This window comes from Streptomyces sp. NPDC054834 (assembly GCF_053611185.1).
In genome coordinates this window covers 23,998-37,934 of record NZ_JBSGZV010000012.1, presented here as the reverse complement: position 1 = coordinate 37,934, position 13,937 = coordinate 23,998, and the positions used below count along the sequence as shown (strand labels likewise).

General features: G+C 71.9%; 13 protein-coding genes. 2 read left to right on the top strand and 11 right to left on the bottom strand.

Features of this window, described 5'->3' with window-relative positions; all coding sequences use genetic code 11:
- Positions 1-314: 314 nt before the first annotated feature.
- From kynU to ACWGJM_RS18190, 10 genes are all read right to left on the bottom strand, one after another.
- Positions 315-1,529 carry a kynureninase gene (gene kynU, locus ACWGJM_RS18235; protein WP_453412683.1) on the bottom strand — a complete coding sequence of 405 codons (1,215 nt, stop codon included), beginning with the start codon at positions 1,527-1,529 and terminating at the stop codon, positions 315-317.
- Complete coding sequence (locus tag ACWGJM_RS18230; protein WP_453412682.1) at positions 1,522-2,379, bottom strand: tryptophan 2,3-dioxygenase family protein; 858 nt, start codon at positions 2,377-2,379, stop codon at positions 1,522-1,524. The genes kynU and ACWGJM_RS18230 overlap by 8 nt, the downstream gene beginning before the upstream one ends.
- Positions 2,380-2,531: 152 nt before the next feature.
- Positions 2,532-2,945, bottom strand: a complete 414-nt coding sequence (locus tag ACWGJM_RS18225; protein ID WP_390737284.1) for a DUF3151 domain-containing protein — start codon at positions 2,943-2,945, stop codon at positions 2,532-2,534.
- 182 nt (positions 2,946-3,127) lie between these two features.
- Entirely contained in the window at positions 3,128-4,621 is a 1,494-nt protein-coding gene (locus ACWGJM_RS18220; protein ID WP_453412681.1) for an MFS transporter, read from the bottom strand.
- Positions 4,622-4,690: 69 nt separating this feature from the next.
- Complete coding sequence (gene fbaA / locus ACWGJM_RS18215) at positions 4,691-5,722, bottom strand: class II fructose-bisphosphate aldolase (RefSeq protein ID WP_453412680.1); 1,032 nt, start codon at positions 5,720-5,722, stop codon at positions 4,691-4,693.
- A gap of 135 nt (positions 5,723-5,857) precedes the next feature.
- Complete coding sequence (gene pyrE, locus ACWGJM_RS18210) at positions 5,858-6,430, bottom strand: orotate phosphoribosyltransferase (RefSeq protein ID WP_453412679.1); 573 nt, start codon at positions 6,428-6,430, stop codon at positions 5,858-5,860.
- Between the two features lie 10 nt (positions 6,431-6,440).
- A complete protein-coding gene (locus ACWGJM_RS18205) occupies positions 6,441-7,229 on the bottom strand; it encodes an aldose epimerase family protein (RefSeq protein WP_453412678.1) in 789 nt (262 codons plus the stop codon).
- A gap of 120 nt (positions 7,230-7,349) precedes the next feature.
- Positions 7,350-8,138 carry an SRPBCC domain-containing protein gene (locus ACWGJM_RS18200; protein ID WP_453412677.1) on the bottom strand — a complete coding sequence of 263 codons (789 nt, stop codon included), beginning with the start codon at positions 8,136-8,138 and terminating at the stop codon, positions 7,350-7,352.
- Positions 8,139-8,190: 52 nt separating this feature from the next.
- Positions 8,191-9,831, bottom strand: a complete 1,641-nt coding sequence (locus ACWGJM_RS18195; RefSeq protein WP_453412676.1) for a polyamine aminopropyltransferase — start codon at positions 9,829-9,831, stop codon at positions 8,191-8,193.
- A 91-nt stretch (positions 9,832-9,922) separates the two neighbouring features.
- On the bottom strand, positions 9,923-10,447 hold the full coding sequence (locus ACWGJM_RS18190; protein ID WP_453412675.1) for a DUF2617 family protein: 525 nt from the start codon (positions 10,445-10,447) through the stop codon (positions 9,923-9,925).
- Between the two features lie 885 nt (positions 10,448-11,332).
- On the opposite strand from ACWGJM_RS18190, the gene ACWGJM_RS18185 reads away from it, so the two are divergent.
- Both ACWGJM_RS18185 and ACWGJM_RS18180 read left to right on the top strand, forming a co-directional pair.
- Complete coding sequence (locus tag ACWGJM_RS18185; RefSeq protein ID WP_453412674.1) at positions 11,333-11,938, top strand: hypothetical protein; 606 nt, start codon at positions 11,333-11,335, stop codon at positions 11,936-11,938.
- A gap of 111 nt (positions 11,939-12,049) precedes the next feature.
- Positions 12,050-13,243 carry a pyridoxal phosphate-dependent aminotransferase gene (locus tag ACWGJM_RS18180; protein WP_453412673.1) on the top strand — a complete coding sequence of 398 codons (1,194 nt, stop codon included), beginning with the start codon at positions 12,050-12,052 and terminating at the stop codon, positions 13,241-13,243.
- 12 nt (positions 13,244-13,255) lie between these two features.
- On the opposite strand, the gene ACWGJM_RS18175 is transcribed toward ACWGJM_RS18180, so the two are convergent.
- Complete coding sequence (locus ACWGJM_RS18175; protein WP_453412672.1) at positions 13,256-13,795, bottom strand: YbjN domain-containing protein; 540 nt, start codon at positions 13,793-13,795, stop codon at positions 13,256-13,258.
- Between the last annotated feature and the right edge of the window lie 142 nt (positions 13,796-13,937).

Genomic DNA, 13,937 nt, shown 5'->3' with positions numbered 1-13,937 from the left:
AGGGGCTCCGCCCCTTCGACCCCGCCGGGGCTCCGCCCCCGAACCCCCGCAGGGCTCCGCCCCTGCACCCCGCCGGGGCTCCGCCCCGGACCCCGCTTCGGCCTGAACGGCCTCGTCCTCAAACGCCGGACGGGCTGAGAAGGAGGCCACGCCCCCCCCTCTCAGCCCGCGACGCGGAGAGGGAGTCGCGCCTCCACGCGCATCCCAGTCGGCCGCGGCGGGAGAGGGGAGCCGCGCATGCCAGCCCACCCGCGCGGGTGGTGGGGGGCATAGGCCGGGGTCTGGGGGCGGAGCGCCCAGAGGGCCGGTCCTCGTCACGCCGTGATCGTGGCCCCCAGTACCCGCGCCGCCCGCTCCACGTCCGTGAAGCGTACGTACAGCGGGGTGAAGCCGAAGCGGAGGACGTCGGGGTGGCGGAAGTCGCCTACTACGCCGCGTTCGATGAGGCGGCGCATCACCTCCCCGGCGTCGTCGCAGCGCAGCGCGATCTGGCTGCCGCGCTCCTCGTGGGGGACAGGGGTGAGGGACTCGAGGCGGCCCGGCGGGACGTACGCGGTCACGCACTCCAGGAAGAAGTCCGTCAGGGCGAGGGACTTGGCCCGTACGGCCGGCACCGGCACGTCCTCCCAGACCTCCAGCGCCGCCTCCAGGGCCAGCATGGAGAGGATGTCCGGGGTGCCGACGCGGCCGCGCAGGGCGCCCGGCGCCGCTTCGTAGGACGAGCGCATGCCGAAGGGCTCGGCGTGGGAGTTCCAGCCGGGGAGGGGCGAGTCGAAGCGGGGCTGAAGGTCCTGGCGGACGTACAGGAACGCCGGTGAACCCGGGCCGCCGTTCAGGTACTTGTAGGTGCAGCCGACCGCCAGGTCCACCCCGTGCTCGTCCAGGCCCACCTCCAGCGCACCCGCGCTGTGGCACAGGTCCCAGACCGCGAGGGCGCCGGACGCGTGGATCGCCGCCGTCAGGGAGGGCAGGTCGTGCAGGCGGCCGGTGCGGTAGTCGACGTGGTTGAGGAGAACCGCCGCCGTACGGTCGCTGAGCGCGCCCGGCACCTCCGCCGGGGTCACCGCGCGCAGGGCGCGGCCGGTCAGGCGGGCCGCCGACTCGGCGATGTAGCCGTCCGTGGGAAAGGTCGTCGCGTCGACCAGGATCTCGTCGCGGCCCTCGCCCGCCATGCGCACGGCCGCCACGAGCGCCTTGAAGACGTTGACGCTCGTGGAGTCGCCCACCACGATCTGGCCCGGAGCCGCGCCCACCAGCGGGGCGATCCGGTCACCGATCCGCTCCGGTGCCGTCCACCAGCCGCTCTCCGTCCAGGAGCGGATGCGCAGCTCACCCCACTCCCGGCGGACCACGTCGTCCAGCCGTGCGGGGACGTGTGAGGGCAGCGCGCCCAGTGAATTTCCGTCCAGGTACACGCCCGCGGCGTCAGCCGCGTGATCGGACACCGTGTCGAGCGAGAAACGGGATCTGACGGCGGCGAGGTCGTCCGCCGCGTCCAGCTTCTCCGCCCGCACCATGAGTTCAGACATGGGACCTCGCCGTCCACAGCTCCGGGAAGACGTTCTTCTGCGCGCGCTTCTCCAGCCAGGCCACACCCGCCGAGCCGCCGGTGCCGGGCTTGGCGCCCATCGCGCGGCGGGTGGCGACCAGGTGGTCGTTGCGCCAGCGCCAGACCAGTTCGGCCACGTCGCTGAGCGCCTCTCCGAGACGGGCGAGCTCGGCGTTCTGGTCGCCGGAGTAGATCGCGGTCCAGGCCGATTCGACGGCGTCCGAGGGCTCGTAGCGCAGGGACACGTCACGGTCGAGGACGGCGGCGGGGATCGCGTGGCCGCGGCGGGCCAGCAGCCGCAGCACCTCGTCGTAGAGGCTCGGCTCGTGCAGGGCCTTCTCCAGTTCGGCGTGCACGCGCGGCGCGCCCCGGTGCGGGACGAGCATCGACGCGGACTTCTCGCCGAGCAGGAACTCCATGCGGCGGTACATCGCCGACTGGAAGCCGGAGCCCTCGCCGAGAGCGGAGCGGTACGAGTTGAACTGCGCCGGGGTGAGCTGGCCGAGCGGCTTCCAGGAGGCGTTGAGCGCCTCCAGCTCGCGTACGGAACGCTTCAGCGCGTCGACCGCGACCGGCACCCGGTCCTCGCGGAGCGCCCTGGCCGCGGTCTCCCACTCGTGGACGATGACGGTGAACCACAGCTCCATCACCTGGGTGGTGACCAGGAAGACCATCTCTCCGGGGTCGTCGGAGAGGGTGTGCTGGAGGTGGGTGAGCACGTCCGCCTTGACGTAGTCCTCGTACGGCGTCGTACCCGCGAAGTCGAGATGCGGGGTCTCGGGCTCATGGGCCTCGGGGGGCTGAGAGGTCGGGTGAGCCTGTTGGGACATCGCTGTCTCCTGTTGTTGCTCCGGGTAGCGGTCCGCCCCTGCCGATGCCGGCACGGGGGCCCCGGTCCCCAATCGGCATCCTCCGCAATCCCCCCGGATACGGCAAGGCCCGCCTGCTGCCAGACGGGCCACACCGTGACGTCCCCGAGGCCTCAGCCGAGGGTCTGGGCCGCCGTCGGGGAGGAGTCCTTCAGGAACTGCGTGCAGCGCTCGTACTCCTCCTGCTCGCCGATCGCCTGCGCGGCGCGGGCGAGGGCGTGCAGGGCGCGCAGGAAGCCACGGTTCGCCTCGTGCTCCCAGGGGACCGGGCCGTGGCCCTTCCAGCCGGCTCGGCGCAGGGCGTCCAGGCCCCGGTGGTAGCCCGTGCGGGCGTAGGCGTACGACTCGACGACCGAGCCCCGCTCGAACGCGTCGTCGGCCAGCTGGGCCCAGGCGAGCGACGAGGTGGGGTACCTGGCGGCGACGTCCGCCGGCGCGGTGCCCTGGGCCAGGAGCTCACGGGGCTCCGGGTCGTCGGGGAGGTGCGTGGGGGGCGGGCCCCCGAGGAGGTTCTCGTGAATGCTCATGGGTCCAGTCTGTCGCACGACTGCCCGTAGCCAGGTCCCACGATCGCCGCTACGTCCGATCACCGCCGCTACGTCCGACCATCGCCGCTACGTCCGACGATCGCTGCTACGTCCCACCATCGCCGCTACGTCCAACGATCGCCGCTACGTCCCACCATCGCCGCTACGTCCGACGACAGCCGCTACGTCCGACGACCGCCGCGCTCCAGCGGCGGTGCCGTCACCGAGCCGTGCGTGTGGCATTCCGGGCGGATGCAGCCGGGCCGCGGACGGCGTACGAAGGCGAAGGCCAGCGCCGCTCCGGCGACCAGCACCCCGGCGCAGATCGGCATCGCCCGGCGGAAGGCCGCGTCGAAGGCGGCCGCCGAACGGTAGGCCTCCGGGCCCATCCCGGCCAGCAGCGGCAGCGCTGCCACCGCGATCAGTCCCGCCGCCCGGGCCGCCGCGTTGTTGATGCCGCTGGCCAGGCCCGCCCGGGCGGTTTCCACGGAGGCCAGCACGGAGGCGGTGAGCGGGGCGACCAGGGTGACCATGCCGGCGCCCATGACCAGCAGCGCGGGCAGGACGTCCGTCACGTAGTCGGCGTCCTGGCCCACCCGCAGCATCAGCAGCATCGCCGCCGCGCAGAGCAGGGGGCCGACGGTGAGGGGGATGCGGGGGCCGATCCGGTCGGCGAGGGCGCCCGAGCGGGCCGAGAACAGCAGCATCAGGACGGTCGTCGGCAGCAGGGAGACGCCCGCCTGGAGGGGCGAGTAGCCGGCCACGACCTGGAGCTGGAGGGCGGTGAGGAAGAAGAAGCCGCTGAAGGCCGCGTACACGCAGAGGGTCACCAGGTTGACCGACGTGAACTGGCGGGAGGAGAAGATGTCGAGCGGCAGCATCGGGTCCGGGCTGTGCTTCTCGACGTACACGAAGGCGACCGCGGACAGCAGCCCCGCCACCGCCGTGAGGGCGACGGCCAGTGAGCCGCCGCGGGCCTCGATCAGCGCGTACGTCACCAGGGCCAGGGCCAGCGCGCCCAGCGCGGCGCCGAGCGCGTCGAAGCGGCCGTGCGCGCGGGCTCCCCCACTCTCGGCTTCGCTCGAGCGGGAGGGGCCCCCAGAGGACTCCGGGACGTGCCGCAGGGCGACCGGCGCGCACAGCAGCGCCAGCGGCACGTTCAGCAGGAACACCCAGCGCCAGCCGGGGCCCGCCACCAGCCAGCCGCCGAGGAACGGGCCGACGGCTGCGCCGACCCCGCCGAAGCCGGACCACAGACCGATCGCCCTCCCCCGGTCGTCGGGGTGGAAGGACGCCTGGATCAGGGCGAGGGAGCCGGGGGTGAGGAGTGCCCCGCCGATGCCCTGGAGGGCGCGGGCCGCGATCAGGATGCCCGAGGTCGGGGCGAGCCCGCACAGCAGGGACGCCAGGGCGAACCAGATCACGCCGAGCACGAAGATCTTGCGGCGGCCGTAGCGGTCGCCGAGGGAGCCGCCGAGCAGGATCAGCCCGGCCAGCGTGACCATGTAGGCGTTGACCGTCCACTGGAGGGCGGTGAGGCTCGCGTCGAGGTCGCGGCCGATGGTCGGGAGCGCCACGTTGACGACGGTCGAGTCCAGCATCGCCATGCTGGAGCCGAGGACGGTGGTCAGCAGGATCCACTTGCCCTGCGGGGAGGACAGCCGGACGTCGGGCATGCCCCCAGGTATACAGCGAGCCCGGCGCCGTAGACAGACGCCGGGCCCACCGGGAAGTACCGCGGCCGGTTACTTGATCTTGTTGCCCGCGGACCGCAGGTTCTGCGTGGCCTCGACGACACGCTCGGCCATGCCCGCCTCGGCCAGCTTGCCCCAGGTGCGCGGGTCGTAGGTCTTCTTGGAGCCGACCTCGCCGTCGACCTTCAGGACGCCGTCGTAGTTCTTGAACATGTGGTCGGCGACGGGACGCGTGAAGGCGTACTGCGTGTCCGTGTCGAGGTTCATCTTGACGACGCCGTTCTCCAGCGCGGTCGCGATCTCCTCCGCCGAGGAGCCGGAGCCGCCGTGGAAGACGAAGTCGAACGGCTTGCTGCCGGAGGGCTGGCCGTACTTGGCGGCGACGCCGTCGTTCAGCTCCTTCAGCAGGTCGGGGCGGAGCACGACGTTGCCGGGCTTGTACACGCCGTGCACGTTGCCGAAGGACGCGGCCAGCAGGTAGCGGCCCTTCTCGCCGAGGCCCAGCGCCTCGGCCGTGCGGATCGCGTCGTCGACCGTGGTGTACAGGGAGTCGTTGATCTCGTGGGAGACGCCGTCCTCCTCGCCGCCGGTCGGGGTGATCTCGACCTCGAGGATGATGTTCGCGGCGGCGGCGCGGGCCAGCAGCTCCTGGGCGATCGCCAGGTTGTCGGCGAGAGTCTCGGCCGAGCCGTCCCACATGTGCGACTGGAAGAGCGGGTTGCGGCCGGCCTTGACGCGCTCCTCGGAGATCGCGAGCAGCGGACGTACGTACCCGTCGAGCTTGTCCTTCGGGCAGTGGTCCGTGTGCAGGGCGACGTTGACCGGGTACTTCTCGGCGACGATGTGCGCGAACTCGGCCAGGGCCACCGCGCCGGTGACCATGTCCTTGCTGTACTGGCCGCCCAGGAACTCGGCGCCACCCGTCGAGATCTGGACGATGCCGTCGCTCTCCGCCTCCGCGAAACCGCGCAGTGCCGCGTGCAGGGTCTGGGTCGAGGTCACGTTGATGGCCGGGTAGGCGAACTTGCCTGCCTTCGCCCGGTCGAGCATCTCGTTGTAGACCTCGGGGGTTGCGATGGGCATCTGTCCGCTCCTTGTATGTGCGGGTTTGCGTTCTGCTATTACGGCCCTGACCTAGGGAGTGACGTCATCGTCGGGGCCATCTTCGCAGACTCGACGGGATCCTTCGGACACCCTGTCCAGCCTGTGGATAACCGCTCAGTCGAGCCCCAGGTCGTCCTTCGAGTAGGCGTAGAGGTACGGCACGCCGGCCTGCTCGGCGATGGCCTCGGCGGCCCCCGTCGCCCGGTCCACGATGGTCGCCACGGCCACGACCTCCGCGCCGGCCTCGCGCAGCGCCTCGACCGCGGTGAGCACCGAGCCGCCCGTGGTGGAGGTGTCCTCGACGGCCAGCACCCGGCGGCCCTCGACCTCGGTGCCCTCGATACGACGCTGAAGGCCGTGCGCCTTGCCCGCCTTGCGCACCACGAAGGCGTCCAGCGTCTTCCCGCGCGCGTGGGAGGCATGCAGCATGGCCGTGGCCACCGGGTCGGCGCCCAGCGTGAGCCCGCCGACCGCCTCGAAGTCGAGGTCGGCGGTCAGGTCGAGCATGACCTGACCGACCAGCGGCGCGGCCACACCGTCGAGGGTGATCCGGCGCAGGTCGACGTAGTAGTCGGCTTCCTTGCCCGACGACAGGGTCACCTTGCCGTGCACCACGGCCTTGTCCTTGATCTCACGCAGCAGCTCGCCGCGTGTGCCTGGCGGCATTACTTCGTTGACGTCCGTCATGCCGGACAGCTTAAGGGCGGCGCCAGCGCCAGGTCGTCGTGGCTTCCAGCGGCTCCAGGGGCGTGACCAGGCGAGGGAGGGTGTTCAGGCCGTTGGGCGGGCCGGTCTGCGGCTCCACGCAGACCGCGGCCTCCTGCTCGTCGTAGACGACGACCCACTCCTCGCGGCTGGTCACCTTCAACTCCAGCTGCCCGGGCCAGGTGAGCGTGACGTCCACGCCGCCCGGCATGCCGAAGCAGTCGTCCCAGGGGCCCGGCTTGGGCTCGACGCGGTTGCCGGTGGGCAGGTGGTCGTCGCCGCGCTCCTCCTGCCAGGCGGGGTCGAAGTCGAGGCGCACGTCCTGACCGCCCAGGTTCCGGTTGAACCACGGGTGCCAGCCGATCTGCGCCGGGAAGGACGACTCGTACGTCTCCACGGACATGGCGAGCGTCAACGCGTCCTCGGTCAGCGTCGCCGCCTGGGTGACCCGGGCCGGGAACGGCCACGGCTCGACCAGATCGTAGGTGAGTACCGCCTCGTCGGCACCCGCGCGGGCGACGCGCCAGGCGCCGTCGCGGGCGGTGCCGTGGATGGCGTGCGGCGGGGAGTTCAGCGGCATCTGGTGGGCGGTGGCGCCGTCCAGGAAACGGCCGTCCCGGATCCGGCCGCACCAGGGGACCATCGGGAAGCACCCGAACCGGTCACCCTGCCGGAGCAGCTCGAGACCGGCGACCTTCAGCCCGCCGACCCGGCCACCGTGGGCGGGCCGCAGGGTCACTTCCGCGTCACCCGCGGTCAGCGTGATGTCTTCGTTGCTCACGTGACGACCCTACTGGGGCGATCAAGAGGGCGCTCGAAGTCCCGGACGACGGTGGTCAGCGGCGCGTGGTCGGCCTCCTCCGCTCGCGGAAGAGAACGGTCGCACCCTCGCGGGCCGTGGTCAGCGGCGTCGGCGCAGTGCCCGGCTCACCACGATCGCCGACGCCAGCACCAGCGCCGCCGCCGGGGCGGCCCAGCGCAGCGCGGAGTTCACGGCCACGGTCTGCGGCGCCGGCACGGGGGCGTACCGGCCGCGCGGGGGCGCGTGGTCGACCTCCTCCGCGCTGCGGCCGATCATCGTCCGCCGCGCGTGTGCCGCCTCGGCGGGCGGCTCGTCCGGCTCGCCGTAGGCCTCGGTGCCGGTGTCCTCCTCGAGGCCGAGGCCGAGGCCGTCCTCGGCCGCGGGGGCGAGGGAGGGCGGCGGGATCTCGGTGTCGTGGGCGGAGGCCTCGGCGGCGGTGTCCGCCGCCTCCGGCTTCGCCTCGGGCTCCGGCTCCGCCCCCAGCGCCTCCACCCAGCGGTTCAGCAGCCGCAGCGCCGCCGAGGCCACCGCGTCCTGCGGCAGTTCCGCGACGCGGCCCTCCCCGGTGGCGGTGCCGTGGACGGTGACGGTGGTGCCGCCGTCGGTGTCGCGCAGCCGGAGGGTGAGGACGAGGGTGACCGAACCCGTGCCGCGGGTCTCCGTCGCGTCGCCCTCGACGACGTACGCGCCGTCCTGTCCGGGCGAGACCCGAAGCGAGCCGCGGTAGGTGATGGAGTGGCTGCCGATGCGCACCTTCAGCCGCCCGGCGACGGCCTCGGCGCCGGCGTCCTGCTGGAGCCCGGGAATCGCCCGGGCGATGCGCGCGGGGTCGGCGAGCGCCTCCCTCAGCCGCTCGGCCGGAACCGGAAGGAAGACCTCGTGCTCCATGTCGGCTGAGCCTACCCAGGTGTGACCGGTACGTACCCCCCTCAGCGAAGCGTCAGTAGCGCGGATGCACCAACGTGGACGCGGGCAGCCCCGGCACGCGCGTACGGTCCGCCGAGCGGGCGGCGGCGGCGAGTCCGGACCGGGTCAGGGTGCGCGGGCGCGGCTGGTCCGGGTCCAGGCGCAGCCGGGGTGCGGCCGTGCCCGGCGCGGCCAGGAGGAAGCCCCAGTCGTGCGGGGCGTGGAAGGCGCCGGCGGAGCGGTCGGGGCCGGCCGCGAGACCGGGGCCCTGTCCGGGGACGCGGTAGGGGGTGGCGGTGAGGCCGGCCGCGCGCAGTGTCGATGCCACCGTCCAGAAGACGCGGGGCCGGCCGGAGACCGGGCCGGCGTGCACGGCCAGGCGGCCGCCCGGTGCCAGGGCCCGACGGGCCAGACCGTAGAACTCCAGGGAGTACAGCTTGGCGCTGGCCGTGATGCCGGGGTCGGGGAGGTCCGCGATCACCATGTCGTACGCCGCCGGGGGCGCCCCGCGCAGCCAGCGGAAGGCGTCCGCGGTGGTGGTGCGGACGCGGGTGTCGTCGTACACGTGCTCGTTCAGCCGGGACAGGGCGGGGTCGTGGCGGGCGAGGCGGAGCAGGCCGGCGTCGAGTTCGACGACGTCCACGCGGCGCACGCCCCGGTGGCGCAGCACTTCCCGGGCGGCCAGCCCGTCGCCGCCGCCGAGGATCAGCACGCGCGCGTGGGGGCCGGTCATCGCCGGGTCGACGAGGGCCTCGTGGTAGCGGCGTTCGTCCCGGCCGCCGACCCGTAGCCGGCCGTCCAGGAAGAGATCGAGCGGACGGCCGCGCGTGCCGCCGGTGAGGACGACCTCCTGGACGCCGGTCTGGACGGCGACCCGGACGTCCGGGCCGTACACCGCGTGCCGGGCGGCCCGTTCGAAGTCGTCGACGAGGACGGCGGCGGAGGCGAGGACGGTGAGGACGATGAGGTTGGCGAGCAGCAGCAGCCAGCGGGCCCGGCGGGTCAGATCGCGGCGGAACAGGCCGAGGACCAGGGCGCCGCCGGCCACCACGTTGACCGTGCCGGTGAGCAGCGTGCCGGTCAACTGACCCAGCCGGGGCAGCAGGAGGAAGGGGAAGGCCAGGCCCCCGACCAGGGCTCCGACGTAGTCCGCCGCGAACAGGTCGGCCACCGCGCCGCCCGCGTCCTCGCGGCGGATGCGCTGGATCAGCTCCATCAGCAGCGGGACCTCGGCGCCGATCAGCAGGCCGATGGTGAGGGAGAAGGCGACCAGGAGGCAGCGCGGGCCGTCGGCCCACATGCCGCCCCAGTCGCCGGTCCAGGCGAAGACCGCGTACAGCGCCATCGCGCTGCATCCGCCGACCAGCGCGAGGGTCGCCTCCACGGCGCCGAAGCCGGCGGCGGCCAGCGGGCGCAGCCGCTTCGCGGCGAGGGAGCCGATGCCCATCGCGAAGACCATCACGGACAGCACCACGGAGGCCTGGGTGACCGAGTCGCCCATCAAGTACGAGGCGAGTGCGACCAGTTCGAGCTCGTACACGAGTCCGCAGGCCGCACAGACGAAGACGCCCGCGAGGACCAGGAAGCGTCCGGTCCCCGGCCGGACGGGCAGCCGCGCGGGGGCGCCCCAGGACGGCGGTGTGCCGGGCGGGGCGGGCGCGTGCGGTTCGATCACGCTGCGACGTTACGTCACGGGTGCGGTGCTCTTCGTCACCCACACGTGTGGAACTCCGCGACGCGCGGGCGCTTTTGGTTTATCCGATGGTTTATCTGACCGGCATATGACTCGCCCGCACCCCCACCCTCGTCCGCGTCGCCACCAGCTGGCCGTCCTGCGGGTAGGCGTGCCAGGTGCGCCAGTGCACTTGGCCCTCGTGGTGCTGGGCCAGCAGCGCGGTGAAGGCGTGCGGGCTGCCGGGGAAGACGCCGGCCAGGCCGTGGGGGTGGTCGGAGACCAGGGCCAGCAACTCCTGTGCGCGGCCCGCGAAGGAGCCGGGTGACAGGACCTCCACCCGTGCCGCGAACTCGTACTCCCAGTCGCCGACCCGCTTGGCGACGCCGAGCGGGAGCGGGGTGCTGGATCCCGGGAGGCACGCCACCGTCTCCGAGCAGTTGCCCCGCTCCTCCTCCAGCAGCACCTGGTGGGACGCGCCGAGGAGTCTCAACTGCAATTTTGATCCGGTCAGTTCGAGATCGAGCGTGGCCAGGGCGGGGAGCGGTTCGCGTCCCAGGGCCCAGGCGAGGTCGGCGGCGCGCGTATCGGTGTAGGCGGTGTTCAGGGTCGTGAGCATGGATCGGCTCCGCTAGCACGCAAAGAAAAGGAGGGAAAGGAGGGAAAGAAGGGAAAGGGGCCGGGAGATCGGCCAGGTCAGCGCTGTCGGCCCAGCCGGCCCAGGGCGGTTTAGAGGGAATCATGAACGGTGGCGCCGCCAAAGCGTTTTTACCCAACTTCGTGGGGTTTCCATCCCCTAGAGGGCTCAACAGCTCAACTGTTCAACCATGGCGCGCGTATGACGGAGCGCCCGCCGGATGCCTTCTTCCGACGGGCGCTCGGTGTGCGGCCCCGACGAACAGGGCCTGGGGAGGAGCTCAGCTGCCCCGTGTCAGCTGCCTCCGCCGCATCCGCCCCCGCCGCCGCAGGACGAGCCGCCCCCACAGGACGACCCGCCGCACGACGAGTGACCCCCGCACGAGTGACCCCCGTGGCCCCCATGACTGCCGTGACCCCCATGACCGCTGTGTCCGCCCGAGGACGACCCGCACGACGAGACCGCGCCCGAGCTCCCGGCCACCCACCAGCTGCTGGACGATCCGCTCCCGAGCCCTTTGCGGTAGGACCGCCCCTTGCGCACGCCGCTCAGCATGGCCCCGATGAACAGGACCGCGATCACTGCCAGGATGATGCCGATGACCATGGCGTCACCCTCCTTCCGTTCCCCCGTGAGTGTGGTGAACGGGGGATGCCCTGCCGTCCGACGGGCCAAAGCAGAGTTGAGGAAGTTCTGAGGGTCACGACGCAAAAACGTCCCCCTGACCTGCACCGGAGACCAGTTCAGGAGCCGTCGGAGTGATTACGAGCGTGTTCCGGCCGAACTTTCCAGATGATCAGATGCGTGCCGTTCAAGCTCGCAATGGGATGCAGGAGTCATCCGAAGCGCTTGAAACAAGGAGCACACATGAGTCCTGAGCACAGGACAGCGTCCGGACCACCGGCCCGAGGCAGACGCAAGAGGATCGGCGGCCTCGCCTCCGTCGCGCTGCTGGTGACGCTCGGCCTGGTCACCCCCGCGGCGGCCATCGCACACACCGTGACCACCCACGGGGGCGTCACGACCACCGATGGCCTCACCTGCGAGAAAGAGGGCAAGGGCAAGGACGAGTGCAAGACGAAGCCGACGCCGACGCGGAAGCCGACGCCGACGCCGACGCGGAAGCCGACGCCGACGCCGACGCCGCCCACGGGCTGCAACGACATCGACTCAGCAGTCCAAGGGAACACCAAGTACGTCTCGGTCGTGTGTAACGGGCAGGTGCGCGTCCTGTCCGTCAACGAGGCCGGTATGAACCCGCCCAGCCCTGTTCCGGGACCGGGCAATGTCTTCTGGCAGCGGGTGGGAGGCCCGACCAACGTATTCGACGCCACACTGTCGGTGTTCGACGCCCGCCTCCTGGTCACCGAGCTGACTTCGACAGGAGAGGTGTGGCAGGGCGTTTGCACCTCAACGCTGCCGCTCACGGTGCCGTGCGCCTTCAGGCAGATGCCCACGCCGCCGAATACGTGACGAGCCTGCTCGCAGGGACCGGCTAGGCGGCACCGTACCTCTGGCGTGCCCGTTCGAGAGGCATGCCAGGGGAGGGCAGCAAGTTGAGGAAGTCCATGGCCTGGGCGCAGGATGACCGCCATGACCTCCAGTGCGCGCCCCCTCCTCAACCGCCGGCTCGCCGAGTTCGGGACGACGATCTTCGCCGAGATGTCGGCCCTCGCCGTGCGGACCGGCTCGATCAACCTGGGCCAGGGTTTCCCGGACACGGACGGCCCCGAGGAGGTACGGGAGGCGGCGGTGCGCGCCCTGCGCGACGGGCGCGGCAACCAGTACCCGCCGGGGCCGGGCGTCCCCGAGCTGCGTACGGCGATCGCCGCGCACCAGGAGCGCCGCTACGGACTGTCCTTCGACCCCGACACCGAGGTCCTGGTCACGGCCGGTGCCACGGAGGCCATCGCCGCGTCACTGCTGGCGCTGCTCGAGCCGGGCGACGAGGTGATCGCCTTCGAGCCGTACTACGACTCGTACGCGGCGAGCATCGCGATGGCGGGCGGCAGGCGCGTCCCGGTGACCCTGCGGCCGCACTCGGAGGGGGCCGCGAGCTTCCGGCTCGACCTCGACGAGCTGCGCGCGGCCGTCACCGACCGCACCCGGCTGCTGCTGATCAACACCCCGCACAACCCGACGGGGACGGTGCTCACCCGCGAGGAGCTCACCGCGATCGCCGAGCTGGCGGTGGAGCGCGATCTGCTGGTGGTCACGGACGAGGTGTACGAGCACCTGGTGTTCGACGAGGCCGAGCATCTGCCGCTGGCCGCGTTCCCGGGCATGCGCGAGCGCACGGTGACGATCGGGTCGGCCGGAAAGACCTTCTCCTTCACGGGGTGGAAGGTCGGCTGGGTGACGGCGGCGCCCGGGCTGGTGGCCGCGGTGCGCTCGGCCAAGCAGTTCCTGACGTACGTGGCGTCCGGCCCCTTCCAGTACGCGGTGGCCGAGGCGCTCGCCCTGCCGGACTCGTACTTCGACGGCTTCCGGGCGGACATGCTGGCCAAGCGCGATCTGCTGTCGGCGGGGCTGGCGGACGCCGGCTTCCGGGTGTTCCGGCCCGCCGGCACGTACTTCGTCACCACCGACATCCGCCCGCTCGGCGAGAAGGACGGCCTCTCCTTCTGCCGCGCCCTGCCGGAGCGGGCGGGTGTCGTCGCCGTCCCCAACGCGGTCTTCTACGACGACCGCGAGGCCGGGGCCCCCTTCGTACGCTTCGCCTTCTGCAAGCGGCGGGAGGTGCTGGAGGAGGCGGTGGAGCGCCTGGGGGGCCTGTGATCCGGCCCTGGACTACTCCTCGTCGTCTCCGTCGTCCTCGGGCTTGTCCGCTTCGTTGACCTCCTGCTCGAGGCCGAGCTGCTCGACCAGCCACTTGTCGAACTCGATCGCGGCCCGCACCCAGCTGACCGTGGAGGAGACGAAGTGGTTGAGGTCGACGCCGGAGCCGATCAGCATCTGCGCCTCACCGATGAGGCGGACGGTGCCGTCGTCGTGGGTGTGGCTGTACACCTTGGGCCACAGGGTCCGCCGGTTCCAGTCGTCGATGGACTCCAGCAGCAGTGGCTTCTCGTCGATCTTGTGGGGGCGGTCGTAGAAGGTCCGCACCGAGAAGACGGCCTGCTCGGCCTCTCCGCGGAACATGAAGTACGTACGGAACTGCTCCCACGGCGCCGCGAGGTCTCCCTCGTCGTCGACGACGTACTTGAGCTCCATCTGGTCGAGGAGCTGCTTCACGAGGTCCTGATCCGGGACGACGGGGCCCGCCGGTCCTTGGGGCTGCGGGTCGGGCTGGCCCCCGAAGTTCGGAATCGAGGACGGGTCGATGGTCACCGTGTTTTTCCCTTCGTACGGATCCCGCCATCCTCCCTCATCCGGGGAGGGGGGTGGCAAGCCCCGACGGGGCCTGTCAGCCGTCGGCTGACATGATCCGGCCTCTCCCAGGTAACCAGTGCACGGAGCGGGAAACGGCGCG

Excerpts from the sequence above, each read along its gene's own strand:
- ACWGJM_RS18200 (WP_453412677.1), bottom strand. The coding sequence starts at position 8,138 with ATGGAGCACGAGGTCTTCCTTCCGGTTCCGGCCGAGCGGCTGAGGGAG.
- kynU (WP_453412683.1), bottom strand. The coding sequence starts at position 1,529 with ATGTCTGAACTCATGGTGCGGGCGGAGAAGCTGGACGCGGCGGACGAC.
- ACWGJM_RS18220 (WP_453412681.1), bottom strand. The coding sequence starts at position 4,621 with ATGCCCGACGTCCGGCTGTCCTCCCCGCAGGGCAAGTGGATCCTGCTG.
- ACWGJM_RS18225 (WP_390737284.1), bottom strand. The coding sequence starts at position 2,945 with ATGAGCATTCACGAGAACCTCCTCGGGGGCCCGCCCCCCACGCACCTC.
- ACWGJM_RS18185 (WP_453412674.1), top strand. The coding sequence starts at position 11,333 with ATGAGTCCTGAGCACAGGACAGCGTCCGGACCACCGGCCCGAGGCAGA.
- ACWGJM_RS18180 (WP_453412673.1), top strand. The coding sequence starts at position 12,050 with ATGACCGCCATGACCTCCAGTGCGCGCCCCCTCCTCAACCGCCGGCTC.
- ACWGJM_RS18230 (WP_453412682.1), bottom strand. The coding sequence starts at position 2,379 with ATGTCCCAACAGGCTCACCCGACCTCTCAGCCCCCCGAGGCCCATGAG.
- pyrE (WP_453412679.1), bottom strand. The coding sequence starts at position 6,430 with ATGACGGACGTCAACGAAGTAATGCCGCCAGGCACACGCGGCGAGCTG.
- ACWGJM_RS18190 (WP_453412675.1), bottom strand. The coding sequence starts at position 10,447 with ATGCTCACGACCCTGAACACCGCCTACACCGATACGCGCGCCGCCGAC.
- fbaA (WP_453412680.1), bottom strand. The coding sequence starts at position 5,722 with ATGCCCATCGCAACCCCCGAGGTCTACAACGAGATGCTCGACCGGGCG.